Genomic DNA, 25877 nt, shown 5'->3' with positions numbered 1-25877 from the left:
ACGACTATCGCCGGTACCAGCGGGAAGTCAGCGCGTTCTTCCCTTGGCCACCGAAAGCGGCATGAATCCGACGGAGTCTCCATGGCAATGATCGATCTTTGCGAACGCGGGCTGGTCCCGGACGCCCTCACCCGCTACGGCATCCGACGCCTCTGCGCACAACGGCTGAAGGACGAAGGCGCACGGGACGCGGCGCTGGCTCAACGTCGCTATCGCGAGTTGCTCGCCCGGCTGGGCGAAAGTCCGATCGCCATCGAAACGGCGGCGGCGAACGAACAGCACTACGAAGTTCCGACGCGTTTCTTCCAGCTCTGCCTTGGCCGGCGCCTGAAGTATTCGAGTTGCTACTACCCCCACCGGCCGCGAAACGCTGGACGAGGCGGAAGAAGCGATGCTCGCGCTGTACGGCGAGCGGGCACAGTTATCCGATGGCCAGCAGATACTGGAGCTCGGCTGCGGTTGGGGTTCGCTGACCTTGTGGATGGCCGAGCGCTATCCCAACGCACGCATCACGGCGGTTTCGAATTCGAACGGCCAGCGCGAACACATCGAGGCGCAGTGCCGCAAGCGCGGCTGGATGCACGTGCGGGTCGTGACCTGCGACGTGAATCGCTTGCAACTGGCGGAAGGGCAATCCGATCGTTGCGTTTCGATCGAGATGTTCGAGCACATGCGCAACTACGACAGTCTGTTCGGCCGCATCCGCGGTTGGCTCGAACCAGGCGGCATGCTCTTCGCGCACATCTTCTGCCACCGCCAGTTGATGTATCCCTTCGAAACCGAAGGCGAGGACAACTGGATGGGCCGGCACTTCTTCACCGGCGGCCTGATGCCCTCGGCCGATACCTTGGTCGATGCCCAGACCCATCTGCCGCTGCAACAACGCTGGTTGCTTCCGGGAACGCGTTGCCGGCGCGCAGCTGACCATTGGCTGGCGAACCAGGACCGGCATCGCGACGAGGTCCTCGCCGTGTTGCGCGAAGCCTACGGCGATGCCGATGCGCAACGCTGGCACCAGCGCTGGCGGATGTTCTGGATGGCTTGCGCCGAGCTATTCGGTTACGACGGTGGGCGCGAATGGCTGGTCGCGCACTATCGCTTCGCGAAGACTTGAGTCGAGGCGCGTCGGGCCTGGCCCGACACGCGCATTGCGTCGACGCTCAGTTGCCTTGCGCGTTCTGCGCCGGGGCGGGCGCAGTCGCCGCCGGCGCTGCATCCGCGGGCTTGCCCTTGGCGACGCCGATCCTCGCCTTCATCCAGGCATCGAACTCTTCGGCCGTCATGCGCTTGCCGTACTGGTCATGTCGAAACGCCAGGGCGTATTGTCGAACTGGGTTTTCGGCACGTAGGTGTTCAGATAACACCAGGCGCTGCCCTGTACGGGGGCCGGCGTTGGCATCGCCGCCTGACGGCGTGCGCGCTCGATGACGAACTGTGCGGTGAGCGCACATTCGACCGCCGGACTTGAGGGCCGGCGCCTGCCACGTCTCCGGAGCCGCCGCCGAAATGCCGCTCAAGTCCGGCGGAGCCGCGCCACTGCAGTCTGTGCGGCGACGGGCAAGCCGGTGGCGCACAGGCCGAGGCAGAAGATCATCGATAGCGGTTTCACGGGCGCCGTCTCCTGGAGTCCGGGGGCAGGATAGCCGGCGCGGACGAGACGAGGCAACAAAAAACGAAGCCCGGCCGGAGCCGGGCTTCGCAGATCAACGCTGGAACAGACGATCAGTTCTGAACGTTCAGCTCGGTGCGACGGTTCTTCTCGCTCTTGCACGCCGGGAACGCATCGCCCAGCTGCTCGAGCGGACGGTTTTCGCCGTAGCCGTTCGGACCGGACAGACGACCGGCATTCACGCCGTGACCGGTCAGGTAGTCGTACACCACGCGGGCACGACGACCGGACAGGCCTTCGTTGTAGCCATCGGCGCCGCACTCGTCGGTGTGGCCGGCGACTTCAACGCGCAGTTCCGGATACTTGTTCAGGATCGACACCGCCTCGTCGAGGATCGCGATGGCGTCGGGACGCAGCGTGTCCTTGTCGAAGTCGAAGTTCACGCCGCGCAGGTCGATGGTCAGCGGAACCGGGCAACCGTCCGGACCGATGGCCTGACCGGCAGCGAAAAATACGGGCAGCGATCATTGCAGTTGTTGACGCCGTCGCCGTCGTCATCGAGATCGGCGCAGGTCTTTTCCGGAGCCGGCGTCGGAGTCGGGGTCGGCTCGGCGCGCGAACCGATCGGCATCATCGCCTGGATCATCGCGTAGCCATCGACGAAATAGTCGTCGCCGGGGGCGGCAAAGCTGTTGTCGTCCGCGTCGTAGCGCAGGCCGACTTCAGCGCGGGCGCTCCAGTTGCTGAACTGCATCTGCACGCCGGTACCGAGCGAAGCGAGGAAGTTGGTCTCGTCCTGGTTGACGAAGTTGTAAAGGCTTTCGTCGTGGTGCTGCACGCCCACGCCAGCGGCCAAGTAGGGCCACCAGTTGCGGTTTTCGCTACGCCAGAAATGGTAGCGGCCGACCACGGTCAGGCCGGTCATCGTCCAATCGGCCGGGTCGCCGTCGAACAGCGGCGGGCCATTGCTGATGAAGGCGCCGTTGTCGTGCTTGCTCCAGTCCAGCTGGACATCGAGCGAGACGTTCTGGTTGATGAACTTGCCGAAACCGAGAGCAAACATCGGATCGTCGCTGGTCTCGCGATCGCGATCGGTGTACTTGATGCCGCCACCGCCGGTCACATACCAACGATCGTCGTAGTCCTGGGCCGACGCAGCCTGGGCCATGCCGAGGGCGCCGAGCAGGGCGCAACACAGAAGCTTCTTCTTCATGATGTTCAACTCCATTGCACTAGAGAAATTGGTCTTGCGGCGCCGGTCGGCTCGAAGCCTGACCGGTCGCCGTCAACGTCCTAGATATCCCACCGGGCGTTAACTACCAACATAACAAATCGCCTCCCCGGTGCCAAGATTGGCCCTTAGACCGCGAACAGGTCCAGGAAGCGGTGGACGGGGGTCGATTCGAAGCGGGACGTGTCCTGGGTCAGGGCCAGGATCTGCTGGACCCGGCGGGCCGGCAGATGACCGCCCAGGGCCGCTTCGAACTTGTCCAGCAGGCCCGGGATGCCTTCGCCGCGGCGGTTCCGATGACCGATCGGGTAGTCGATCGAAACCTTGTCGGTGCTGCTGCCGTCCTTGAAGAAGACCTGGATCGAATTGCCGATGTAACGCTTTTCGGGGTCGAAATAGTCGGCCGTGAACTGCGGGTTCTCCTTCACCGTCATCTTGGAACGCACGGCATCGATACGCGGATCGGCGGCCACGGCATCGGTGTAATCGTCGGCGGTCAGGCGGCCGAAGATCAACGGCACGGCCACCATGTACTGCAGGCAGTGATCGCGGTCGGCGTAGTTGGCCAGGGGGCCGGTCTTGTCGATGATGCGCACGCCCGCTTCCTGCGTTTCCAGCTCGATGCGTTCGATCTGGTCGATCCTGCCGGCGACCTGCGAGTGCAGCTGCATGGCGCATTCCACCGCCGTCTGGGCGTGGAACTCGGCCGGGAAGCTGATCTTGAACAGGACGTTCTCCATCACGTAGCTGCCGAACGGGCGCTCGAATTCGAAGGCCTTGCCCTTGAACAGGACGTCGTAGAAGCCCCAGGTCTTCGCGGTCAGCGCGCTCGGATAGCCGACGCAACCCTTCACCGCGTTCAAGGCATGCGTCACCGCGCGACGGCAGGCGTCGCCCGCCGCCCAGCTCTTGCGCGGGCCGGCGTTCGGGGCGTGGCGATAGGTGCGCAATGCACCGCCGTCGATCCAGCTGTGGCTGACGGCATTGATGATCTCTTCCTTGCCGCCGCCCAGCATGTGGGTAGTGACGGCAGTGGAAGCAAGGCGAACCAGGATGACATGGTCGAGGCCGACGCGATTGAAGCTGTTCTGCAAGGCATAGCTGCCCTGGATCTCATGCGCCTTGATGGCGGCGGCGAGCACATCGCGCACCAGCACGGGCTTGCCGCCTTCGCGCTCGGCCTTGCGGCTCATGTAATCGGCCACGGCCAGGATGGCGCCGAGGTTGTCCGAGGGATGGCCCCACTCCGCCGCCAGCCAGGTGTCGTTGAAGTCCAGCCAACGCACCTGGACGCCGATGTTGTAGGCGGCCTGCACGGGGTCGAGCTCGAACGAGGTGCCCGGGACGCGGGCGCCACCGGCCAGGGTCGCACCGGGAACCAGCGGGCCCAGGTGCTTGACGCATTCGGGGTGCTTCATCGCCAGCATCGAGCAGCCGAGGGAATCGAGCAGCATGTAGCGGGCCGTCGTATAGGCCTCGGGCGAGCCGACGTAGTAGTCGACCACGTAGTTGGCGATATCCACCATGGCCTGGTCGGGATCGGGGCGCTTGGCGGAACGGATGTCGTGCTGGCTCATGGCAGTCTCGGACGGTGGCGAAAGCGCGATATTTTGCCAGATTAACGTCGGGCCCGGCGGTTTCCGCGCCTTGGCCCCGGCGCGCAACTCGGCTTGTATGCACGACGCATTCCGGGCATCGTTCCGCCCTGCCCTACGCCTGCGTATCCGGATGACCGCCTCCGCCTACCCCCATCTGTTCGCCCCCTTGGACCTCGGTTTCTGCACCCTGCCCAATCGCGTGCTGATGGGTTCGATGCATACCGGCCTGGAGGATCGCAGCCGCGACTTTCCCAAGCTCGCCGCCTATTTCCGCGAGCGCGCCGAGGGCGGTGTCGGACTGATGGTCACCGGCGGCGTTTCGCCCAATCTGGTGGGCTGGCTGAAACCATTCGCCGCCAAGCTCAGCTGGCCCTGGGAAATCCACAAGCACCGAATCGTGACGAAGGCCGTGCACGACGCGGGCAGCCGCATCTGCCTGCAGATCCTGCACGCCGGCCGCTACGGGTATCACCCCTTCACGGTGTCCGCCACATCGCTGCAATCGCCGATCAACCCGTTCAAGCCGCGCGGGTTGAGCGCGCGCGGCGTGGAGCGCCAGATCCGCGCCTTCGTCAATTCGGCGCGCCTTGCCCGCGACGCCGGTTACGACGGCGTCGAAGTGATGGGCTCGGAAGGCTATCTGATCAACCAGTTCCTCAGCGCGCGCACCAATACGCGCGAAGACGCCTGGGGCGGCACGCCGGAAAAACGCATGCGCTTCGCGGTCGAAATCGTCCGCCGCATCCGCGAAGCCTGCGGGCCGGATTTCATCCTCATCTATCGCCTGTCCATGCTCGAGCTCGTTCCCGGCGGATCGGACTGGGACGAAATCGTGATGCAGGCGAAGGCGATCGAAGCGGCCGGGGCGACCATCATCAATACCGGCATCGGCTGGCACGAGGCACGCGTGCCGACCATCGCCACCTCGGTACCGCGGGCCGCCTTCGCCGGCGTGACGGCAAAACTGAAACCGCACGTGCACATTCCACTGGTCGCGACCAATCGCATCAACATGCCGGAGGTGGCCGAACGCATCCTGGCCGGTGGCCAAGTCGACATGGTGTCGATGGCGCGCCCCCTTCTGGCGGATCCCCGCTGGGTCGCGAAGGCGCGCGAAGGCCGCAGCGAACGTATCAATACCTGCATCGCCTGCAATCAGGCCTGCCTGGACCACACCTTCACCAACCGCACGGCGAGCTGCCTGGTGAATCCACGCGCCTGCGCGGAAACCGAGCTCAATTACGTCCGGACGGCGACACCGCGGAAGATCGCCGTCGTCGGCGCCGGCCCCGCCGGTCTCGCCTGCGCCACGGTCGCGGCCGAACGCGGTCACCGCGTCACCCTGTTCGATGGCGCGGCCGAGATCGGCGGCCAGTTCAACCTGGCTAAGCGCATTCCCGGCAAGGAAGAGTTCCACGAGACCTTGCGCTACTTCGGCGAACAACTGCGACTGCATGGCGTCGAGCAGCAACTGGGCCGGCGCGTGTCGGCGCCGGAACTGGCGCAGGGCGGTTTCGACGAAATCGTGCTGGCCACCGGTATCGCGCCGCGCAAGGTGCAGTTCCCGGGTGCCGACCACGCCAAGGTCTGCACCTATATAGATGTACTGACCGGGCGCGTGCGCGCTGGCGAGAAAGTCGCGCTGATCGGCGCCGGCGGCATCGGTTTCGACGTGGCCGAGTTCCTCGTCCAGGACGCACCCTCGCCCAGCGTGGACACGCCGCGCTGGATGCACGAATGGGGTGTGCGTCCGGACTTCGAAGGCCCCGGCGCACTCGCCAAGCCGCAGCCTGAAGCGCCGGAACGACAGGTCTGGTTGCTGCAGCGCTCCGCCGGCAAGCCCGGCGCGCGCCTGGGCAAGACGACCGGCTGGATCCATCGCTCCACCCTGAAAGCCAAGAAGGTCCAGATGCTGGGCGGGGTCGAATATCTGGGCGTGGACGACGAAGGGCTGCGGATCCGCATCGGCGACCAGGAGCAAGTGCTGCCTGTGGATACCGTGGTTGTCTGCGCGGGACAGGAGCCGCTGCGTGAACTGCAAGCCGAGCTGCAAGCATTGGGCAAGGCGCCGCATTTGATCGGCGGTGCCGATGTCGCCGCCGAGCTTGATGCCAAGCGGGCCATCAACCAAGGCAGCCGACTCGCCGCAGTTTTCTGAGATCGGCGGGCCAGAGTGCAGGCGAACGCCTGTAATTTCACATTCATGAACGAATCGCGGCGGCGCTGAGAAACCCAGTACTACCGGGGGTTTAGGAGCGGCTTTTGAGCATTGGCTCCAGCAAAATCAATCATTTATAACGATCGGTTCAGGAAACATTGGCTTTTCGCCTTTAGGATGCGCGCCGAACCACCCCGAGGGTGGTCGAACGTGGCCCCGCCTGCATGGCTTTGGTTGGGGTTTCCGTAGCCGCCCTACCAAGAACGCGGCGAGGAATGCGAGCTCGGCTCGTCCGTCCCCAACACGTCGTATCCCGCTCGAACGGGCGCCTACCAGGGCCCGGATGAAGTGCGGACCTACGGAGCAAGGAATCGCCATGAAGTTGTCTTTCCTGATGTGGCTGGCCAGTCTTCTTCCCCAGTCGGCCGCCGACCCGCTGTGCCTGGCGACTACCGTCTACCTCGAGGCCCGCGACCAGTCCGAACTCGGCCAGCGCGCCGTGGCCGAAGTGGCGCTGCGCCGTCGCGAAGACGGCCGTTGGGGCGAGTCGGTTTGCGAGGTCGTGACCGCTCCCAAGCAGTTCGCGCCGACGCTGGTGAATCCCAATTTCCGCATGGGCAACCTGGAAGCCTGGCAGCAGGCGATGGATGTCGCGTTCAAGACGCAGCAGAACTGGGAGCAGCCCATCGCCGACCGTCATGAGGTCGTGCCCGGCGCCAGCCATTTCGCCGCGCTGCGTTATGCCAGCCCATCCTGGCGCCACTATCCGACCGTCGCCACGATCGGTTCGCATACCTTCTATCGCGTCGACCGGTTGTCGCCCTGATCCCCCGCTGACGCCAGCGGAAAAACAAAGCCGCCCTCGGGCGGCTTTGTCGTTCTGGCGGAAGCGCGCGAATCAGCGCTTTTCGATCGGCACATAGTCGCGATCTTCCGGACCCGTGTAGTTCGCGCTGGGTCGGATGATCTTGCCGTCCTGACGTTGCTCGATCACGTGCGCGCTCCAGCCGCTGGTGCGGGCGATGACGAAAAGCGGCGTGAACATCGGCGTCGGGATTCCCATCATGTGGTAGGCCGAAGCGCTGAACCAGTCGAGGTTCGGGAACATTTTCTTCATGTCCCACATCAGGGTCTCGATGCGCTCGCTGACGTCGAACAGGTTATGGTTTCCGCCGTCCTTGCACAACGCACGCGAGATTTCCTTGATGATCGGGTTGCGCGGATCGCCGACCGTGTAAACCGGGTGGCCGAAGCCGATCACGATTTCCTTGCGCTCGACGCGAGCGCGGATGTCGGCCTCGGCGGCATCGGCGCTGTCGTAACGCGCGATGATGTCCATGGCCACTTCGTTGGCGCCGCCGTGTTTCGGGCCGCGCAAGGCGCCGACCGCACCGGTGATGCAGCTGAAGATGTCCGAACCGGTACCGGCGATGACGCGTGCGGTGAACGTGCTGGCATTGAACTCATGCTCGGCGTACAGGATCAGCGAACGATCGAGCGAACGGGCGTGCAGTTCGCTCGGCGGCTCGCCGTGCAGCAGGTGCAGGAAATGCGCGGCGATGGTTTCGTCGTCGGTCTCGCATTCGATGCGGCGACCGCTGCGGGTGAAGTGCCACCAGTACAGCAGCATCGAACCGAAACTGGCCATCAAGCGATCGGCGATATCGCGAGCCTCCGATTCCGGGTGCGTGTCGCGCTCGGGCAGCACGGTGCCGAGGACCGAACAACCGGTGCGCATGACGTCCATCGGATGGGCATTGGCCGGCACCAGCTCAAGCGCATCGGTCACGATGGCCGGCAGGCCGCGCAGGCGCTTGAGCTTGGTACGGTAGGCGCGCAGCTGCGATGCCGTCGGCAAGCTTCCATGCACGAGCAAGTGCGCGACTTCCTCGAAAGTCGACTTCGTCGCGAGATCGTGGATGTCGTAACCGCGGTAATGCAGGTCGTTGCCGCTGCGCCCGACAGTGCAAAGCGCGGTGTTGCCCGCGGCCGTGCCGCTGAGGGCGACGGACTTCTTGGCTTTGGGAAGTACCTGGTTGGTTTCGCTCATGTCTTGACCCTCACTCCTTGTCCCGGGCGAACAATGCATCGAGCTTGTCTTCGTAGGCGTGGTAGCCGAGGAAGTCGTACAGTTCGGCGCGCGTCTGCAGCGTGTCGATGATGTTCTTCTGCGTGCCCTCGCGGCGCACGGTCTCGTAGAAATGCAGCGCCGCCTTGTTCATCGCCCGGTAGGCGCCGCAGCAATACAGCGCGATGTCCACGCCGGCGCCGCGCAGATCGTCCGTCGTGAAGAACGGGGTCGAGCCGAACTCGGTCAGGTTGGCGAGGATGGGCACTTTCACGGCCGCCTTGACGCGACGGTAGTCGTCCAGCGTCTTCATCGCCTCCGGGAAAACCATGTCGGCGCCCGCTTCGACATAGGCGACGGCGCGTTCGATCGCGGCATTGAGCCCTTCCACCGCGGCCGCGTCCGTGCGCGCCATCAGCACGAACGAATCGTCGGTGCGCGCGTCGACGGCCGCCTTGATGCGATCGACCATTTCGGCCTTCGTCACCACCTCCTTGCCCGGCCGGTGCCCGCAACGCTTCTGCCCGACCTGGTCTTCCATATGCACGGCGGCGACGCCGACGTTGATGAAAGACTTGATCGTTCGGCCGATGTTGAAAGCGCCACCCCAGCCGGTATCGATATCGACCAGCAAGGGCATGCCCGTCGCATCGACGATGCGGCGCGCATCGGTCAGCACGTCTTCCATCGTGCTGATGCCGAGGTCCGGCACGCCCAGCGAGTTGGCGGCGACGCCGCCGCCCGAAAGGTACAACGCCTTGTAACCGGTGCGCTTGGCCATCAGGCCGGCGTAGGCGGTGATCGCGCCCATCACTTGCAGAGGAGATTCCTCTCGCACCGCAGCACGAAATCGCGCGCCATTGGAATTCGATTGCGTCATTGCCACTCCTTGCAAACACGAAGGCGGCCCTAAGGCCGCCTTCCTTTCATCCGTGCATCAACCCAGAAGGCTGGCGACGCCAGCGCGTTCTTCCTCGAGTTCGGCCAGCGTCTTGTTCATCATCTCGCGACTGTAGTCGTCGATGGCCAAGCCTTGCACGATCTCGTACTTGCCATCCTTGCAGGTCACCGGGAAGCCATACATCACGTCCTTCGGAATGCCGTAGCTGCCGTCCGACGGGATACCCATCGTGGCCCACTTGCCGCCGGTGCCGAGCACCCAGTCGCGCACGTGGTCGATGGCGGCGTTCGCGGCCGAGGCGGCCGAACTCAGGCCGCGCGCTTCGATGATCGCCGCGCCGCGCTTGCCGACCTTCGGGATGAACGTCTCGCGATTCCAGCCCTCGTCGCCGATCTTGTCCTTCAGCGAAGCGCCGCCGACCGTCGCGAAACGGTAATCCGGATACATCGTCGGGCTATGGTTTCCCCAGACGACCAGCTTCTCGATACCGGCCACGTCGACGCCGGCCTTGATAGCCAGCTGCGACAGCGCGCGGTTGTGGTCGAGGCGCAGCATCGCGGTGAAGTTCTTCGGATCGAGATCCGGCGCGGACTTCATCGCGATATAGGCATTGGTGTTGGCCGGGTTGCCGACCACCAGCACCTTCACGTTACGCGAAGCCACTTTGTTCAGCGCCGCGCCCTGCACGGTGAAGATCTTCGCGTTCTCGAGCAGCAGGTCCTTGCGCTCCATACCCGGGCCGCGCGGACGCGCACCCACCAACAGCGCGACATCGGCATCCTTGAACGCGACCTCGGGATCGTCCGTGCCGACCATGCCGGCCAGCAGCGGGAACGCGCAGTCTTCCAGCTCCATCATCACGCCCTTCAGCGCGGCCTGGGCTTTTTCCATCGGCAGTTCAAGCATCTGCAGAATGACCGGCTGATCCTTGCCGAGCATTTCGCCGGAGGCGATGCGGAACAGCAGGGAATAGCCGATCTGGCCGGCAGCACCGGTAACGGCGACGCGGACGGGGGTCTTCATGGGTCTCTCCTGGATGAAACGCGGGCCCGATCCGGGCCCGCAGAATGGTTACGCCAGTTCGGCAAAGAATTCCTGGAAACGCTTCAGCCCTTCCGGCAACTGCGCGGTCGGACAGGTGTAGGAAATGCGCAGCGCGCGCGGCTCGCCGAACGCAGAGCCCGGCACGCAGGCCACGCCCTTGGCTTCGAGCAGCGCATTGCACAGGTCGACGTCGTTCTCGATCTTTTTGCCGCCATGCGATTTGCCGAAGGCGCAGGAAATGTCAGGGAACACGTAGAACGCGCCCTGCGGTTTCGGGCAGACGACGCCGGGGATCGAATTCATCACCGCCAGCACCTGGTCGCGCTTGGCCTGGAACTCGAGGTTCTTCTGCGTCGGCACATCCTGCGGGCCGGTCAGCGCGGCGATGGCCGCGGCGGTGACCACTTCGGGGATATTGGTGATGTGATTGGAGTTGAGCGTGGTGAGGGCCTTGGCGACCATCTCGGGGCCGGCGATGAAGCCGACGCGCCAACCCGGCATGCCGTAGGTCTTCGACAAGGAATCGACGAAGATGACGCGATCGCGCAGCTCGGGGCGCGACTGCACGAAATTGCGGTAGCCGATGCCGTCGAACACCATGCGGTTGTAGATGTCGTCGGTGATGATCCAGGTGTCCGGATACTTCGCGATGACGTCCGCCAACGCATCGATCTCGGCGCCCGTGTAGGCCATGCCGGTCGGATTGTTCGGGTTGTTGAACAGGAAGACTTTCGGCTTCTGCGCCAGCGCGGCGTCGAGCTGGGCCGGCGTCAGCTTGTAGTTCTGGCTGGCCGGGCACGGCAGTTCGAGCGATTTCGCATTGCAGATGTCGGCGATGTCGGCGTAAGTGGTCCAGTAAGGGACCGCATAGGCGATAGTGTCGCCTTCGTCGAGCAGGGCCTCCGCCAAGTTATAGAGCACATGCTTGGCGCCGATGCCGGTCGCGCAGTTGGCGCGCGTGTAACCGGTCAGGCCAATGGCTTCGATGTGCTTGAGGAAAGCGTCGAGCAACGCGTCGCTGCCGCGATTGGACCCGTACTGGCCCGAATCCTTCTGCAGAGCCGCTGCCGCAGCCTCGTACACGTGCGGTCCCGGCAGGAAGTTCGGGACGCCGATGGAGAAGGAGATGATGTCGCGACCGGCGGCCTTGAGGGCCTTGGCTTTCTCGGCGACGGCCATGATCGCGCTGGGCTTGGCGCGGCCCATGCGTCCCGCAAGCTGAAGCATCGCTTACCTCGGTGATTTTCGGGGTGGGAGAAGGAGCAAAACGCGGCTGGAAAAGCCGCAGAATTGTAGCACAGCACCCTTCCCCGGCCGGGGCTTGCGCAGCGCGCGGGGACCGGGGCAGCCTTGGCTACGTTGGCGACGGAGGAACCCATGCGACCAGACCGTGCCTTACCCCGCTTTCTTGTCCGCAGTGTCGTGCTGCTCGCGCTGTTGCTTCTGCCTATGGCGGCGGCGGCCTACAACCAGAACCGCGTGGCGACGGACGCCAACGGCCAGCCGATCCGCATTTCCGGCAGTGTGGTCGTGATCGAACCGGACATCGAATTGTCGGAAGTGCTCGCCGGCGGCATCGCCGAACCGCGCAAGGAATGGACCGAGGCGGCTCGCCGCCTCTATCCCGCCGCAGTCAAGGAGCGCCTGGCCGCCGCCAAGACGCCGCAACTTCCGGATTACCTGATCCCGACCGATCTGCCGCCCGAATCTCGGCTCGGCCAGGTACTGCGGTTGAACGAGGCCGTCTCCTTCAGCATCCTGGCCTACACCCTGCCCGGTAACCAACTCGCGACGAAGGAGGGCAAGACGCTCGATTGGAGTCTGGGGCCGGGTGTCGAGGAACTGCGCAAGACGACCGGCGCGGACTACGCCCTGTTCACCCTGGTGCGCGACAGCTACACCAGTGGCGGGCGCAAGGCGCTGCGCATAGCCGCCCTTCTCCTCCTGGGCGGCGACATCGGCGGCGGCACGCAGGTTGGCGTGACCACGCTCGTCGACCTGCGGACGGGACAAGTGGTCTGGTTCAATTTCCTCGCCCGGCAAACCGGCGATCTGCGCGACCGGCAGGGCGCGACCGCGACGGCCGGACACCTGCTGAAAGGCCTGCCCTTGTGAGGACCGCACTGCAGGCCGTGGCTTTGCTGTTGGCAACCGCGTGTTGCGCCCCGGTGAGCGCGACCGATGCCATTCCCAGCACGCAACCGGGCGAACGGCCGCTGGCCGGCACGGACGAGGACGAGCTCTGGTACGCCATGGGGCGCATCGAGCTCGAGCTGCAACGATCCCCCCAGTTGGTGCGCGACCCCGCCCTGAATGCCTATGTGCGCGACGTCACCTGCAAGGTCGTCGGCGACTACTGCCGGGACCTGCGCATCTACATCGTCGACATGCCGTGGTTCAACGCATCGATGGCGCCGAACGGCATGATGGTGGTTTGGACCGGCGCCCTGCTGCGCATGCAGAACGAGGCCGATCTCGCACTCGTGGTCGGGCACGAGTTCGGGCATTACCGCGAACGCCACACGCTGCAGCAATGGCGCAAGCTCAAGCGCAGCTCGGCCTTCCTCAGCACCTTCGGGGTACTCGCCACAGGCACGGGTTTCGGCGTCGCCGGCATGGTGGCCAACATCGCGGGCATCGCCAGCATGAGCAAGTTCAGCCGCGACAAGGAGCGCGAAGCCGATCGCATCGGCCTCGAGCGAATGCTCGCGCTCGGCTACGACCCGCATTCGGGCGTGAAGCTCTGGGACGGCATGGTGCGCGAGGAGGAAGCGCGCGACTACGGTAAACCCCTCCCGGCTTTTGCCAGCCACCCGCAGACGCGCGAACGCCGCGACGATCTGAAAGCGGCCGCCGACGCGGCGGCGACGACGCAGAACGAACTCGGTCGCGAGCGTTTCCTGGCGGCGACCGCGTCCTTCGTCGAGCATTGGCTCGAAAACGAACTCACTCGCCGCATGTACTCCACCTCCGTGGAAGCGATCGGCCTGTTGCGGACGACCGCGCCTGCCGAACGATCGGGCCTGTACAGCTTCTACCTCGGCGAAGCCTACCGACGCAGGAACAAGCCCGGCGACCAGGACCTCGCCGACGGCCTCTACGCCGAAGCCGTCGGGCAGGCCGGCGCGCCGCCCCAAGCCTGGCGCGAACATGGCATGGCGCTGAAGGCCGACGGCGACAGGAAGCCCGCCGCCGCTGCCTTCAGGCGCTATCTCGAACTCGAACCGCAGGCGCAGGATCGCGCTTTCGTCGAACGCTACCTGGAAGAACTGGAGGTGAACCCATGACCCGGTTCCTTCGCAATGCGGCCTGCGCCTGCCTGTTGCTCGTGTTGGTCGCCTGTTCCGGCACCGGCACGCGCCTGGTGCCGGCCGGCGACGGCGTCCGCGCGTTCGACATGCAGATGGATACCAGTCTCGACTGGGCGCGGGAACGCGCCCCGCGTCAGGAGCTTTGGACCATCGATGGCGCGCTGCTGAACCGCTTCGTCGTGTACTCGAACGTCAAACCGAAAGAGCATGTGCTGTTGCAGGCACGCGAACGCAAGAGCCGGCCGGACGGTCCCTGGTACCGCCCAGGCATGCGCCCGGACGAGATTCGCGACGTCCTGCTGGACGCGATGCGCGGCAGTGGGTGGAGCAACATCCAAGCCACCAACCTGAGGCCTGTGCGATTCGGCAACGCGGAAGGCCTTCGCTTCGAAGCAACCATGACCATCGGCAATGGTTTGATCTACAAGGCGATGTTCGGCGCCATCGAGCGCAACGGGAAATTGACCCACTTTTACTGGGCCGCGCCGCGCGAGCATTACTACGATCGCGATGCCGCCGCGGTCGAACGCATGATCGCCTCGATCCGGTTCGTCGAATGACTTCCTGAAACGGCGAAGGCCGCGTCGCACGAGCGAACGCGGCCTCCTTCGCTTGGCGCGATGCGATCAGGCGCGCGCGTCGAGAACCTTGTTCCACTCCGCCACGCGATCGGCCTTGGCGGCGATTGCGCCGTCGGCATCGCCGCTGACCGTGACATGGGCGATCTTCTCGCCCTGGCGAACCGCATCGACAATGTCCTGGCCTTCGAGCACGGTGCCGAACACAGTGTGCTTGCCATCCAGCCAGGGGCAATCGACATGGGTGATGAAGAACTGGCTGCCGTTGGTCGACGGGCCGGCATTGGCCATCGACAGCACGCCACGCCTGTGCGACAGGCCGGTACCGACCTCATCCTCGAAACGGTAGCCCGGACCGCCGCGGCCGCTGCCTTCCGGGCAACCGCCCTGGATCATGAAATCGGCGATGACGCGATGGAAGTTCAGGCCATCGTAGTAACCGCGCTTGGCGAGATTGACGAAATTGGCGACGGTCAGCGGCGCTTTTTCCGGGTGCAGCTTCACGCGGATCGGGCCGCGGGCGGTGTCGAAGGTGGCGATCAGGTCGGACATGAAGGGCTCCGGTTTAGGGTGGGGCCCCCGACCGCCTGAACGAACCGGCATGTCGGGTGCAGTTGCCTAGTATGACCGAAGGCGGCATGGACCGCCGGGACGGGGTACAATAGTCGGCTCCCTTCCCAGCCTGTTGCGCCGCCCGGCGCGCCCGCGCATGTCCATCCAGAATCTCCGCAACATCGCCATCGTCGCCCACGTCGACCACGGCAAGACCACCCTCGTCGACCAGCTGCTCAAGCAGTCGGGCACGTTCAGCGAGCGCGCCCAGATCGCCGACCGCGTGATGGACAGCAACGACCTGGAAAAGGAACGCGGCATCACGATCCTGTCCAAGAACACGGCGATCCGCTGGACCGCGCCGGACGGCCAGGAATACCGCATCAACATCGTCGACACCCCGGGCCACGCCGACTTCGGCGGTGAAGTGGAGCGCGTGCTGTCGATGGTCGATTCGGTGCTGATCCTGGTCGATGCGATGGACGGCCCCATGCCGCAAACGCGCTTCGTCACCCAGAAGGCGTTCGCGATGGGCTTCAAGCCGATCGTCGTCGTCAACAAGGTGGATCGCCCCGGTGCGCGCCCCGACTGGGTCATCAACCAGACCTTCGACCTGTTCGACCGCCTCGGCGCGACCGACGAGCAGCTCGATTTCCCGATCGTCTATGCCTCGGCCCTGCACGGTTACGCCGGCCTGGACGACAGCGTTCGCAGCGGCGACATGACCCCGCTGTTCGAAGCCATCATCAAGCACGTGGCGCCGCCGCCGGTCGACATGGACGGTCCGTTCCAGATGCGCGTGACTTCGCTCGACTACAACAACTATGTCGGCATCATCGGCGTCGGCCGCATCCAGCGCGGCAAGATCCGCACGAACATGCCGGTGACCGTGGTCGATCGCGAAGGCAAGACGCGCAACGCGAAAGTGCTGCAGGTGCTCGGCTTCATGGGCCTGGAGCGCCATGAGGTGAAGGAGGCACAGGCCGGCGATATCGTCGCCCTCTCCGGCGTCGAAGGCCTCGGCATTTCGGAAACCCTATGCGATCCGACCGCGGTGGAACAGCTGCCGGTGCTGAAGGTCGACGAACCGACCATCAGCATGACCTTCCAGGTGAACAACTCGCCCTTCGCCGGCGTCAAGGATCGCAGCGGAGGCAAGTTCCTGACCTCGCGCCAGCTGCGCGACCGCCTCGTGCGCGAGACCCAGCACAACGTGGCGCTGAAGGTCGAGGACACGGAAGACGCCGACAAGTTCAAGGTCAGCGGTCGTGGCGAACTGCATCTGTCGATCCTGATCGAAACCATGCGCCGCGAAGGTTATGAACTGGCCGTGTCGCGCCCGGAAGTGATCATCAAGGACATCGACGGCCAGAAGATGGAGCCGTACGAGTCCCTGGTGGTCGACCTCGAAGAGCAGTTCCAGGGCGGCGTCATGCAGCGCCTCGGCGAGCGCAAGGCCTTGATGCAGAACATGGAGCCCGACGGCAAGGGTCGCGTCCGTCTCGACTTCCTGATTCCGGCGCGTGGCCTGATCGGTTTCCAGACCGAATTCCGCACCATCACCGCCGGCACCGGCCTGCTCTTCCACGTCTTCGATCACTACGGTCCGAAGGCCGAAGGCGACATCGGCCAGCGCCAGAACGGCGTGCTGATTTCCAATGGCACCGGCCCCTCGCCGGCGTACGCGCAGTCCGCCATGCAGGAGCGCGGCCGCCTGATGATCGAGCCGGGCGAAGAAATCTACGAAGGTCAGATCGTCGGCATCCATGCGAAGGACAACGACCTGACGGTGAACGCACTGCGCGGCAAGCAGCTCACCAACTTCCGCGCCTCCGGCAAGGACGATGACGAAGGGCTGATTCCCCCGGTGAAGTTCTCGCTGGAACAGGCGCTGGAGTTCATCGACGACGACGAGCTCGTGGAAGTGACGCCGGTACAGATCCGCCTGCGCAAGAAGTTGCGCACCGAAGTCGATCGCAAGCGCGCCGGTCGCGTCTGAGACCTCGCGCCCGCCGGGCGGCCGCCGTTGCGGCCACCGGACGACCGCGCAATACTTCGCAGGCCCGGGACAGCGATGTCCCGGGCCTTGTCGTTTTCGGGGAGCATCCGCTTGGCCAAGAGCCGCCTGACTCCGATGCTGAACGTCAGCGACGTCGAGCGCAGCGTCGATTTCTACCGGCGCGCGGCCGGCTTCGAGCTCGTCAGCGGCGAGGAGCGGCTCAAGGAATGGCGCTGGGCCTGTATGCGACTCGGCGATTCGGAACTGATGTTGTCCGAAAGCGGCGGCCCCCATTCTTCCCTGCGCGTGGGCGACCCGATGGCCGAGTCTGAACCCGAATGCCTGGGCTGGGCCGCCATCTATTGCCTGCGCACGACCGACGTCGCCGCCGACCACGAGCGTTGCGTGCGTGAAGGCTTCGCACCGACGCCGATGCGCGACAGCTTCTACGACATGCGCGAATTCCAGGTTCGCGATCCGGACGGCCACGTGTTGTGGTTCGGCCAGGATCTGATTCCCGACTCCAACGAATCCACCGAGGACTGAACATGCGTCGACTCATCGTCATCGCCGGCATCGTCCTGCTGGCCTCCAGCTGCAAACCCTCGCCCACCGGCACATCCGGGCCCGCCGGCGGCAAGCCTGCCGCGCCGAAGGTGGATGTCGTCGAACTCAGCGCTGCCGACGCAGCCGAGAGGATGGCAGCGGGCTCATTGAGTTCGCACGACCTGACGCAGGCCTATCTGGACCGGATCGCGAAGATCGACAAGGATGGCCCCTCGCTCAACTCGGTGATCGAGCTCAACCCCGACGCGTTGAAGGAAGCCGATGCGCTCGATGCCGAACGCAAGGCCGGCAAGACGCGCGGGGCGCTGCATGGTCTGCCGATCCTGTTGAAGGACAACATCGATGCGGTCGGCATGGCCAACTCGGCAGGTTCGTTGGCGATGGCCGACAACCGGCCCAAACAGGATGCGTTCGTGGTCGCGCGCCTGCGCGCCGCAGGCGCGGTGATCCTGGGCAAGACCAATCTTTCCGAATGGGCGAACTTCCGCTCGACGCGCTCGACCTCGGGCTGGAGCTCGCGCGGTGGCCAGACGAAGAACCCGTACGCGCTCGATCGAAATCCCTGCGGATCGAGTTCCGGTACGGGAACGGCGATCGCCGCGAGTCTCGCCGCTTTCGGCGTCGGCACCGAGACCGACGGCAGCATCATCTGTCCGGCCTCCGTCGCCGCGCTTGTCGGTCTGAAACCGACGGTCGGCCTGGTCAGCCGCAACGGCATCATCCCGATCTCGATCTCGCAGGACACGGCCGGCCCGATGACGCGGACAGTCGCCGATGCCGCCCTGCTGCTCAATGCGATGGCCGGCGTCGACGAGAACGATCCGTTCGGCCATCCGGCCACGGGCAACATCCCCAGCGACTATCGTGCCTTCCTGAAACCCGACGCGCTCAAGGGCAAGCGCTTCGGCGTGGTGCGACAGACAATGGGCTTCCATCCTGCGGTCGATGCAATGATGGAGTCGTCCATCGCTGCGTTGAAAGCCGCTGGCGCCGAAGTGATCGACGTGAAGATCCCTACCTACGGCGAATGGGACAAGCCGGAATACGAGGTGCTGCTGTACGAATTCAAGGATGGCCTGAACGCCTACCTGAAACGCAGCGGTTCGCCGCAGGTCTCGCTGGAAGCGCTGATCGCGTGGAACAAGGCGCACTCCGACGAAACCATGCCGATCTTCGCCCAGGAAATCTTCGAGCAGGCGCAGGCGAAGGGTCCGACATCGGATGCGGCCTATCTGAAGGCGCGCGACGACGCGCGGCGCCTCGCCGGCAAGGAAGGCCTGCTGGCGACATTGGACGGGCAGCACCTCGATGCGCTGATCGCGCCGAGCATGTCGCCGGCCTGGCCGACGGATCACGTGCTGGGCGACCACTTCGTCGGTGCGGGTTACGGCATGGCCGCCGTGGCGGGAACGCCCAGCATTTCAGTGCCGTCGGGCAACGTGCAAGGCCTGCCGATCGGACTCACCTTCATGGGCCGCCCGTACAGCGAACCGGAACTGCTGGGTTTCGCCTTCGCGTTCGAGCAGAAGACGAAGGCGCGCAAGGCACCGGAATACAAGCCGTCGCTCTGATTCGATCGCTCGGCGGTGCTGCCCGATACGGGCAGCACTTACGGCTTCGTTACTTCCGGCAAGACGAGACGACCCAGGCGGCCGTTGTCGCCGCTGAACCAGAAGACGCTGCTGGCGACATCCACGCTGTCGTAGCCCGCACCAGCCAGCGAGGACCACTGCTTGCCATCCCAGGAGTCGCTACCACTAGGCCCGGTCGCGACGCACAGGGGGCGATCAGCGCTACAAGCCACGCTTGAGCGATAGCCCGGCGGCGATATCGCTTCCCGAACCGACGGGAATGTCGCCACTTTGACATCCTGAATTCTGCGCTCCGGAACAAGTTCCTCCTCGTTCTCCGAACGGCGGTAGTGGGCCGGAGTCGTACGATTGGTATCGACCCCGTAGTGCATGGCGCCAACTCCCAGGACAATGGCCCGCCCGGGCTCTGCCTCACGCTGGAAATCTCCGCCGACAACGAGTCGGCCGAGCTTTCCCGAGGCGATCGAGAAGAATCCGGCTGATGCAGCTTTGGGGCTTTCATCGATCTCGCTAGCCAACCAGTTCGATTTGCTACCAGGCATCTGTCGGTGCCAGTGCAGGCGTGCAGCATCGCCGCCCGATGCCACGACAGTCATCAGCACCTCATGCTCAATCGAATCGGACAGCAAGCGCTGTGATTCGAGCAATACGCAAGTACCGCTCGCGGCAAATGCGGCTTCGCCTTGAACGGCTTCGGGCCCTTGCACTGCAGCCCAGGATCTGCCGCGATCCTTCGTGGCCAACAGCTGAAACCGACCATCGATCGGATCGCCCAACAGACGCCCTTCGTTGCCTTCGAAATCAAAGCAATCGAAGAAGGCTCTCGGATCGCGATTCTGCAACGCGAGAATCCAAGTCTTTCCTGCATCGCTGGTGCGATAGACGCGCGAATCTTCTCCCGGTCCGATGCTGAGGACTACCGCTTCTTTGGCGCTGAATCCCTCGACATCGCGAAAATCCAGTTTCTCCGCGCCCGGCACCTTGAACACCGACCAGGTCTTGCCGGCATCGATCGTGCGCAGCACCGTGCCTTCGCGGCCGCTGGCCCAGGCAGTGTTCTCGTCGACGGCGGACAGGCCGCGTAGACGCACCGTCACCGGCGAAACGAGGACTTCGATCTCGGGAGCCTGGTCCTCTGGCGCATGCGAAACGTCCTGCCCCGCAGCAGCGAATGACAGGAGCAGGCACGAAATCGCTGCGACGAGAGATCGTCGCATCGACATCAAGCCTTCGCGGGCGCGGCGATCTGCCCCTGCTTGCGCACGATCAACATCGCGATCTCGAGCGATTGTTCGTAGTTCAGACGCGGATCCACCGTCGAACGATAGGCGCGTTCGAGGTCGGCTTCGGTGAGCTCGCGCGCACCGCCCAGGCATTCGGTAACGTTCTCGCCGGTCAACTCCAGGTGTACGCCACCGAGACGCGAGCCGTTCGCGGCGTGCAGGTCGAAGCTCTGCTCGAGTTCGCTACGGATATTGTCGAAGCGGCGCGTCTTGTAGCCGTTCGACGTGCTCTCGGTATTGCCATGCATCGGATCGCAAACCCACAAGACGCGTTTTCCCTCGCGCTGCACGGCGGCAATCAACGGCGGCAACTTTTCGGCCACCTTGGAAGCACCCATGCGCTGGATCAGGCTCAAGCGCCCTGGTTCGTTGTCCGGGTTCAATACATCGATCAGGCGCAATAGCTGCTCGGAAGTGACTGAAGGACCGACCTTCACCGCGATCGGGTTGCGCAGGCCGCGGAAATATTCCACGTGCGCATCGTCGGTCGAGGCCGTGCGCATGCCGATCCACGGGTAATGCGTACTCAGATTGAACCAGCCCCATTGCCGCGGGACCTGGCGCGTCAGCGCTTCTTCGTAGGGCAGTAGTAGTGCTTCGTGCGAAGTGTAGAAATCGGCCCGGTTGAGGTTGTGCAGCGCCTCGCCCGAGATCGTCTCCATGAACTTCACCGCGTCGCCGACCGCCGAAACCATGCGGCGATACTCGTTCGACAGCGGCGAATGCCCGACCCAGCCCAGGTCCCAGTACTCGGGGTGATGCAGGTCGGCAAAACCGCCGTCGATCAAGGCGCGTACGAAATTCATCGTCATCGCCGAACGCGCATGGCCTTTGACCATGCGGCGCGGGTCCGGCACGCGCGCTTCGGTGGTGAATTCGGGCTGGTTGATGAAATCGCCGCGATAGCTCGGCAGCGTGATCCCGTCGCGCGTCTCGGTATCGGTGGAACGCGGCTTGGCGTACTGTCCGGCGAACCTGCCCACGCGCACGACCGGCAGGCGCAGGCCATGGACTAGCACGAGGCTGATCTGCAGCAGCACTTTCAATCGGTTCGAGATGAGGCCCGATTCGCAATCGGAAAAACTCTCGGCACAGTCGCCGCCCTGCAGCAGGAAGCGCCTGCCCTCCTGGGCCTCGGCCAATTGCTTCTTGAGCGCCAGGATCTCCCACGAAGTCACCAGCGGGGGCAACTGCGACAATTCGCCCTGCACGGCCGCCAACGCCGTTTCGTCGGGATAGACTGGCTGCTGCGAAGCATGACGCGCGCGCCAGCTCGCCGGCGACCAGTCTTCGGGCATCGCTACGGGTTGCAGGGGGCGATCGCTGGCGTTCATGAAGGCGGCGGGGCTGGGCGGCCTTCGATCATCGCACGAGCCGCTCTGGAGCAAATACTCGGCCGGCTCAGCGCTTCCTGAATGCGGCCCAGAGCGTGCCGACGCCCAGGCCGAGATACCAGAGCAGCGTCCATCCCGGCATCGACAGACCGAAGAGCTTCCAATCGATCCGGGCGCATTCGCCCGACGGGGTAAAGACGCGCTGGATGACCTCCTGCAGAGGCAATGCCTCAAGCATGTAATCCAGGCCGAGGCCAGAGCACATGGCGATCTCGCTCGTGGGCATGTACTGGATGTTCAGATGCCAGGCGGCGACGCCAGCGCCCGCTGCCGCTGCCAGCGCGATCAGAAGGCCGTAGACCTTTCGCCCGAACGGGCCGGGGCTATGCAGGCCGGCGAGCAGGAACAGGATTCCCATGGCCACGAATGCGATCCGCTGCAGGATGCAGAGCGGGCAAGGAAACATCAGCATGTTGTACTGCACATGCAGGGCATAGCCCAGCAACGCGGCGCAGCAAACGAAGACCCAGCAACATCTGGGCGCGAAAGTTCCAACGGAAGGGATTGGGGCTCATGGTCCGGGCGTCGTTGTTCCAGCTCACGTGCGACCTTAGCGGAGCGAGCGAAGTTGCGAAAGACGGCGAAAAAAACCCCGGCCAAGGCCGGGGTTTTTTTGACTGAAGCCGAAAGCGCTTACTCGGCCGTGGCCACCGCGGTGGCCTGCGGACGGTCGACCAGCTCGACGTACGCCATCGGCGCGTTGTCGCCAGCGCGGAAACCGCACTTGAGGATGCGCAGGTAGCCGCCCGGACGGGCCTTGTAGCGCGGGCCGATCTCGACGAACAGCTTGCCGACGGCTTCCTTGTCCTTCAGGCGCGACATCGCCAGGCGGCGATTGGCCACGCCATCGGTCTTGGCCATCGTGATCAGCGGCTCGGCGACCCGGCGCAGTTCCTTGGCCTTCGGCAGCGTGGTGCGGATCAGCTCGTGCTTGATCAGCGACGCGGCCATGTTGGAGAACATCGCTTCGCGATGGGCGGTAGTACGGCTGAAGTTACGGCCAGAGTTACGGTGACGCATGGTCGTGATTCCTTGATTTTAAAATCCCCGGCCAAGGATGGCCGGGCTTTTGCGGACAAATCCGCGTGTATCTCAGCCCATCATGCCCTGCTGGAGACCGGCCGGCGGCCAGTTTTCCAGCTTCATGCCGAGGGAGAGGCCGCGCTGCGCGAGGACTTCCTTGATCTCGGTGAGCGACTTCTTGCCCAGGTTCGGGGTCTTCAGCAGCTTGACCTCGGTACGCTGGATCAGGTCGCCGATGTAATAGATGTTTTCGGCCTTCAGGCAGTTGGCCGAACGCACCGTCAGCTCGAGATCGTCGATCGGGCGCAACAGCACCGGGTCGACGCCGGCAACGGCCGATTTGGCCGGGCCACGCTCGCGCTGGGTGAAGTCGCCAAACACCGACAGCTGGTCCGTCAGGATGTCGGCAGCCGTGCGGATCGCGTCCTCGGCATCGATCGTGCCGTTGGTCTCGATGTCCAGCACCAGCTTGTCGAGGTCGGTGCGCTGTTCGACGCGGGCCGCTTCGACCGAGTACGCCACGCGGCGGACCGGCGAGAAACTGGCGTCGAGCATCAGGCGACCGATGGTACGGGTTTCCTCATCCGGACGACGACGAGCGGTGGCCGGCTGGTAGCCGAAACCGCGCTCGATCTTCAGGCGCATGTTCAGCGCCATGTCCTCGGTGAGGGTGCAGATCACGTGGTCGGTGTTGAGGATCTCGACGTTGTGATCGGTCTTGATGTCGGCGGCGGTCACGATACCCTGGCCCTTCTTCTGCAGGCTCAGGGTGGTGTGCTCGACGTTCTGCATGCGGATGGCGACGTCCTTGAGGTTCAGCAGAACCTCGAGCACGTCTTCCTGCAGACCTTTCGACCGTCGTGTACTCGTGCAGCACGCCGTCGATCTCGACTTCGGTGATCGCATAGCCGGGGATCGAGGACAGGAGCACGCGACGCAGGGCATTGCCCAGCGATTGGCCGTAGCCACGCTCCAGCGGTTCGATCACGACTTTGGCGCGATTGGCGCCGAGGCGCTCAATGTTGGGGCCGCGCGGACGCAGCACCTGGTGGGCAGAAAACGTCATGAACAATGACACTCCTGGAGAGGATTACTTCGAATACAGCTCGACGATCAGGGCTTCGTTGATGTCCGAAGGCAGGTCGGCGCGATCCGGCACGGCCTTGAAGACACCAGAGAACTTCTTCGCGTCGACTTCGCACCAGCTCGGAACGAGGTCCATCTGCTGGGCGACGGTCAGCGCTTCCTGCACGTTGAGGTGCTTCTGCGCGCGCTCGGACAACTGGATGCTGTCGCCGGCCTTGACCTGGTAGGACGGCAGGTTGACGGACTTGCCGTTCACCAGGACGCCCTTGTGCGAAACGAGCTGACGAGCCTGCGGGCGGGTGACCGCGAAACCCATGGATACACCACGTTGTCCAGACGCTGTTCGAGCATCTGCAGCAAGGTCTCGCCAGTATGCCCTTGCGACCGGCAGCCTTGGCGTAATAGTTGCGGAACTGACGCTCGAGCAAGCCGTAGATGCGCTGACCTTCTGCTTCTCGCGAAGCTGGGTGGCGTAGTCGGACAGCTTCCCTTCTTGGCGACCGGGCCGTGCTGGCCGGGCTTCTGCTCGAGCTTGCACTTGGAGTCGATGGCGCGAGCCGGCGACTTCAGGCTAGGTCAGCACCTTCGCGACGGGCGAGCTTACAGGTGGGACCGATATAACGTGCCATTTGATTTGATCTCCCTGCCCTTAGACGCGACGCTTCTTGGGCGGACGGCAGCCGTTATGCGGAATCGGCGTGACGTCGATGATGTTCATGATCTTGTAGCCGCAAGCGTTCAGCGAACGCACGGCCGATTCGCGACCCGGACCCGGACCCTCAATGCGGACTTCCAAGGTCTTCACGCCGTAGTCCAGCGCGGCTTTGCCGGCCTTCTCGGCAGCGACCTGGGCCGCAAACGGGGTGGACTTGCGCGAACCGCGGAAACCGGCGCCACCGGAGGTGGCCCAGCTCAGGGCATTGCCCTGGCGATTCGGTGATCGTGACGATGGTGTTGTTGAAAGAGAGCATGGACGTGGGCACGGAGTCGGTGACGACGCGCTTGATCTTCTTCTTGACCTTGGCAACAGGCTTGTTCATGGCTCGCCCTTACTTCTTGATGGCTTTGCGCGGACCCTTGCGGGTACGGGCATTGGTGCGGGTGCGCTGGCCGCGCAGCGGCAAGCCGCGACGGTGACGCAGGCCGCGATAGCAGCCCAGATCCATCAGGCGCTTGATCGAGATGCCGACTTCACGACGCAGATCGCCCTCGACGACGTACTTGCCGACTTCGGCGCGCAGCTTCTCGACCTCGGATTCGGTCAAGTCGCGGATCTTGGTGTTCGGGCTGACGCCCGCGCTGCCACAAACCAGCTTCGACCGGGTACGGCCGATGCCAAAGATACTTTGAAGGCCTACCCAGACATGCTTCTGGACAGGCAGGTTGACACCCGCGATGCGCGCCATGAGGCGATCTCCAAAACGAATTGAGCGCAATGAATCGAAAAGTATAGCAGGGCTTCGGATTCCTAGGAAGTCCCCGGGCCGAAGCCCGAAAACCCGGCATGGGGAGTGTGCCCATGCTCCGGCGACGAACCGGGAGTCTGCCTGGGAGAGGACTCCCCTCCCGGCAACCCCGCGCTACTCCAGCGCAGGGACGGAACCCCGGCTCACCCGTACGCAAAGCCGTCGTACGGGTCGCCCATCAATGTGGTCGCTGCGGGCTCTGCCGCGGCGCCACGCGACGACTTACCCCCGGATACCGCCGCGGGGGGTGCCGCCCTTCAAATTCGCTTTCTTCATCAGGCTTTCGTACTGATGAGACATCAGGTGGGCCTGAATCTGCGAGGTGAAATCCATCACGACCACGACGACGATCAGCAGCGAGGTGCCACCGAAGTAGAACGGTACATTCAGCCAGGCCCGGAGCACTTCCGGCATCAG

Annotated in this window: 19 protein-coding genes and 7 pseudogenes; 9 read left to right on the top strand and 17 right to left on the bottom strand. The window is 64.4% G+C overall.

The annotated features are described in order from the left end of the window. Nucleotides 1-81: 81 nt before the first annotated feature. Nucleotides 82-1114 (top strand): annotated as a pseudogene (locus tag QM707_RS10675) (SAM-dependent methyltransferase). Between the two features lie 46 nt (nt 1115-1160). Here the strand turns inward: QM707_RS10675 and QM707_RS10670 are convergent. From QM707_RS10670 to QM707_RS10660, 3 genes and pseudogenes are all read right to left on the bottom strand, one after another. Further along, nucleotides 1161-1348: pseudogene (locus tag QM707_RS10670) on the bottom strand (hypothetical protein); the annotation flags it as partial. 374 nt (nt 1349-1722) lie between these two features. Next, nucleotides 1723-2822: pseudogene (locus QM707_RS10665) on the bottom strand (OmpA family protein). Between the two features lie 146 nt (nt 2823-2968). Beyond that, entirely contained in the window at nt 2969-4417 is a 1449-nt protein-coding gene (locus tag QM707_RS10660; RefSeq protein ID WP_415001857.1) for a bifunctional 2-methylcitrate dehydratase/aconitate hydratase, read from the bottom strand. A 151-nt stretch (nt 4418-4568) separates the two neighbouring features. Here QM707_RS10660 and QM707_RS10655 point away from each other — a divergent pair, with 151 nt between their 5' ends. Then, the gene (locus QM707_RS10655) at nt 4569-6596 is read left to right on the top strand and encodes an FAD-dependent oxidoreductase (protein ID WP_415001856.1); all 2028 of its coding nucleotides are present in this window, start codon (nt 4569-4571) and stop codon (nt 6594-6596) included. Between the two features lie 376 nt (nt 6597-6972). Beyond that, the gene (locus tag QM707_RS10650) at nt 6973-7422 is read left to right on the top strand and encodes a cell wall hydrolase (RefSeq protein WP_415001855.1); all 450 of its coding nucleotides are present in this window, start codon (nt 6973-6975) and stop codon (nt 7420-7422) included. Nucleotides 7423-7494: 72 nt separating this feature from the next. On the opposite strand, the gene prpC is transcribed toward QM707_RS10650, so the two are convergent. Genes prpC through QM707_RS10630 form a run of 4 tightly spaced genes read right to left on the bottom strand, consistent with a single transcriptional unit; the run spans nt 7495 to nt 11836 of the window. Further along, nucleotides 7495-8646 carry a 2-methylcitrate synthase gene (gene prpC, locus QM707_RS10645; RefSeq protein WP_415001854.1) on the bottom strand — a complete coding sequence of 384 codons (1152 nt, stop codon included), beginning with the start codon at nt 8644-8646 and terminating at the stop codon, nt 7495-7497. A gap of 10 nt (nt 8647-8656) precedes the next feature. Continuing rightward, nucleotides 8657-9544, bottom strand: coding sequence for a methylisocitrate lyase (gene prpB / locus QM707_RS10640; RefSeq protein WP_415001853.1), 888 nt, complete (start codon nt 9542-9544; stop codon nt 8657-8659). A 57-nt stretch (nt 9545-9601) separates the two neighbouring features. Continuing rightward, a complete protein-coding gene (locus QM707_RS10635) occupies nt 9602-10588 on the bottom strand; it encodes a malate dehydrogenase (RefSeq protein ID WP_415001852.1) in 987 nt (328 codons plus the stop codon). A 48-nt stretch (nt 10589-10636) separates the two neighbouring features. Beyond that, nucleotides 10637-11836: an aminotransferase class I/II-fold pyridoxal phosphate-dependent enzyme gene (locus tag QM707_RS10630; protein WP_415001851.1), complete on the bottom strand. Its 1200-nt coding sequence runs from the start codon at nt 11834-11836 to the stop codon at nt 10637-10639. 150 nt (nt 11837-11986) lie between these two features. Between QM707_RS10630 and QM707_RS10625 the strand changes: the two genes are divergently transcribed. Genes QM707_RS10625 through QM707_RS10615 form a run of 3 tightly spaced genes read left to right on the top strand, consistent with a single transcriptional unit; the run spans nt 11987 to nt 14480 of the window. After that, the gene (locus tag QM707_RS10625; RefSeq protein WP_415001850.1) at nt 11987-12724 is read left to right on the top strand and encodes a hypothetical protein; all 738 of its coding nucleotides are present in this window, start codon (nt 11987-11989) and stop codon (nt 12722-12724) included. A 53-nt stretch (nt 12725-12777) separates the two neighbouring features. Further along, the gene (locus QM707_RS10620) at nt 12778-13896 is read left to right on the top strand and encodes a M48 family metalloprotease (protein WP_415001849.1); all 1119 of its coding nucleotides are present in this window, start codon (nt 12778-12780) and stop codon (nt 13894-13896) included. Next, nucleotides 13893-14480: a hypothetical protein gene (locus tag QM707_RS10615; RefSeq protein ID WP_415001848.1), complete on the top strand. Its 588-nt coding sequence runs from the start codon at nt 13893-13895 to the stop codon at nt 14478-14480. Before QM707_RS10620 ends, QM707_RS10615 begins: the two co-directional genes overlap by 4 nt. Before the next feature lie 66 nt (nt 14481-14546). Here QM707_RS10615 and QM707_RS10610 read toward each other — a convergent pair whose 3' ends face one another. Continuing rightward, nucleotides 14547-15050 (bottom strand): peptidylprolyl isomerase, encoded by a 504-nt coding sequence (locus QM707_RS10610; RefSeq protein WP_415001847.1) that lies wholly within the window; start codon nt 15048-15050, stop codon nt 14547-14549. Nucleotides 15051-15207: 157 nt separating this feature from the next. Between QM707_RS10610 and typA the strand changes: the two genes are divergently transcribed. The 3 genes from typA to QM707_RS10595 all read left to right on the top strand — a co-directional run bounded on the left by typA (nt 15208) and on the right by QM707_RS10595 (nt 19187). Then, the gene (gene typA / locus QM707_RS10605; RefSeq protein WP_415001846.1) at nt 15208-17049 is read left to right on the top strand and encodes a translational GTPase TypA; all 1842 of its coding nucleotides are present in this window, start codon (nt 15208-15210) and stop codon (nt 17047-17049) included. A 111-nt stretch (nt 17050-17160) separates the two neighbouring features. Further along, a complete protein-coding gene (locus QM707_RS10600; protein ID WP_415001845.1) occupies nt 17161-17595 on the top strand; it encodes a VOC family protein in 435 nt (144 codons plus the stop codon). Nucleotides 17596-17597: 2 nt separating this feature from the next. Continuing rightward, nucleotides 17598-19187, top strand: a complete 1590-nt coding sequence (locus QM707_RS10595) for an amidase (RefSeq protein ID WP_415001844.1) — start codon at nt 17598-17600, stop codon at nt 19185-19187. Between the two features lie 38 nt (nt 19188-19225). Here the strand turns inward: QM707_RS10595 and QM707_RS10590 are convergent, their stop codons facing one another. The 9 genes and pseudogenes from QM707_RS10590 to secY all read right to left on the bottom strand — a co-directional run. Then, nucleotides 19226-20431, bottom strand: coding sequence for a WD40/YVTN/BNR-like repeat-containing protein (locus tag QM707_RS10590; RefSeq protein WP_415001843.1), 1206 nt, complete (start codon nt 20429-20431; stop codon nt 19226-19228). Next, nucleotides 20431-21825: a class II 3-deoxy-7-phosphoheptulonate synthase gene (locus QM707_RS10585; RefSeq protein ID WP_415001842.1), complete on the bottom strand. Its 1395-nt coding sequence runs from the start codon at nt 21823-21825 to the stop codon at nt 20431-20433. The genes QM707_RS10590 and QM707_RS10585 overlap by 1 nt, the downstream gene beginning before the upstream one ends. A gap of 67 nt (nt 21826-21892) precedes the next feature. Further along, nucleotides 21893-22330 (bottom strand): disulfide bond formation protein B, encoded by a 438-nt coding sequence (locus QM707_RS10580; protein ID WP_415001841.1) that lies wholly within the window; start codon nt 22328-22330, stop codon nt 21893-21895. A gap of 188 nt (nt 22331-22518) precedes the next feature. Continuing rightward, nucleotides 22519-22905 (bottom strand): 50S ribosomal protein L17, encoded by a 387-nt coding sequence (gene rplQ, locus QM707_RS10575; RefSeq protein WP_415001840.1) that lies wholly within the window; start codon nt 22903-22905, stop codon nt 22519-22521. A gap of 72 nt (nt 22906-22977) precedes the next feature. Further along, nucleotides 22978-23974 (bottom strand): annotated as a pseudogene (locus tag QM707_RS10570) (DNA-directed RNA polymerase subunit alpha). Between the two features lie 24 nt (nt 23975-23998). Further along, a pseudogene (gene rpsD, locus QM707_RS10565) lies at nt 23999-24623 on the bottom strand (30S ribosomal protein S4). A gap of 20 nt (nt 24624-24643) precedes the next feature. Continuing rightward, nucleotides 24644-25034 (bottom strand): annotated as a pseudogene (gene rpsK, locus QM707_RS10560) (30S ribosomal protein S11). A gap of 9 nt (nt 25035-25043) precedes the next feature. Then, the gene (gene rpsM, locus QM707_RS10555; RefSeq protein ID WP_415000508.1) at nt 25044-25400 is read right to left on the bottom strand and encodes a 30S ribosomal protein S13; all 357 of its coding nucleotides are present in this window, start codon (nt 25398-25400) and stop codon (nt 25044-25046) included. Nucleotides 25401-25682: 282 nt separating this feature from the next. Next, a pseudogene (gene secY, locus QM707_RS10550) lies at nt 25683-25877 on the bottom strand (preprotein translocase subunit SecY); the annotation flags it as partial.

The organism is Arenimonas sp., assembly GCF_047602345.1.
In the GTDB taxonomy this organism is placed as follows: domain Bacteria; phylum Pseudomonadota; class Gammaproteobacteria; order Xanthomonadales; family Xanthomonadaceae; genus Arenimonas.
Note: the sequence above shows the minus strand (reverse complement) of the source record. Positions and strands in the feature narration are given on the sequence as shown.

Excerpts from the sequence above, each read along its gene's own strand:
- prpC (WP_415001854.1), bottom strand. The coding sequence starts at position 8,646 with ATGAGCGAAACCAACCAGGTACTTCCCAAAGCCAAGAAGTCCGTCGCC.
- typA (WP_415001846.1), top strand. The coding sequence starts at position 15,208 with ATGTCCATCCAGAATCTCCGCAACATCGCCATCGTCGCCCACGTCGAC.
- QM707_RS10585 (WP_415001842.1), bottom strand. The coding sequence starts at position 21,825 with ATGAACGCCAGCGATCGCCCCCTGCAACCCGTAGCGATGCCCGAAGAC.
- QM707_RS10615 (WP_415001848.1), top strand. The coding sequence starts at position 13,893 with ATGACCCGGTTCCTTCGCAATGCGGCCTGCGCCTGCCTGTTGCTCGTG.
- QM707_RS10625 (WP_415001850.1), top strand. The coding sequence starts at position 11,987 with ATGCGACCAGACCGTGCCTTACCCCGCTTTCTTGTCCGCAGTGTCGTG.
- rplQ (WP_415001840.1), bottom strand. The coding sequence starts at position 22,905 with ATGCGTCACCGTAACTCTGGCCGTAACTTCAGCCGTACTACCGCCCAT.
- QM707_RS10635 (WP_415001852.1), bottom strand. The coding sequence starts at position 10,588 with ATGAAGACCCCCGTCCGCGTCGCCGTTACCGGTGCTGCCGGCCAGATC.
- QM707_RS10655 (WP_415001856.1), top strand. The coding sequence starts at position 4,569 with ATGACCGCCTCCGCCTACCCCCATCTGTTCGCCCCCTTGGACCTCGGT.
- QM707_RS10660 (WP_415001857.1), bottom strand. The coding sequence starts at position 4,417 with ATGAGCCAGCACGACATCCGTTCCGCCAAGCGCCCCGATCCCGACCAG.
- prpB (WP_415001853.1), bottom strand. The coding sequence starts at position 9,544 with ATGACGCAATCGAATTCCAATGGCGCGCGATTTCGTGCTGCGGTGCGA.
- QM707_RS10590 (WP_415001843.1), bottom strand. The coding sequence starts at position 20,431 with ATGTCGATGCGACGATCTCTCGTCGCAGCGATTTCGTGCCTGCTCCTG.
- QM707_RS10650 (WP_415001855.1), top strand. The coding sequence starts at position 6,973 with ATGAAGTTGTCTTTCCTGATGTGGCTGGCCAGTCTTCTTCCCCAGTCG.
- rpsM (WP_415000508.1), bottom strand. The coding sequence starts at position 25,400 with ATGGCGCGCATCGCGGGTGTCAACCTGCCTGTCCAGAAGCATGTCTGG.
- QM707_RS10610 (WP_415001847.1), bottom strand. The coding sequence starts at position 15,050 with ATGTCCGACCTGATCGCCACCTTCGACACCGCCCGCGGCCCGATCCGC.
- QM707_RS10595 (WP_415001844.1), top strand. The coding sequence starts at position 17,598 with ATGCGTCGACTCATCGTCATCGCCGGCATCGTCCTGCTGGCCTCCAGC.
- QM707_RS10630 (WP_415001851.1), bottom strand. The coding sequence starts at position 11,836 with ATGCTTCAGCTTGCGGGACGCATGGGCCGCGCCAAGCCCAGCGCGATC.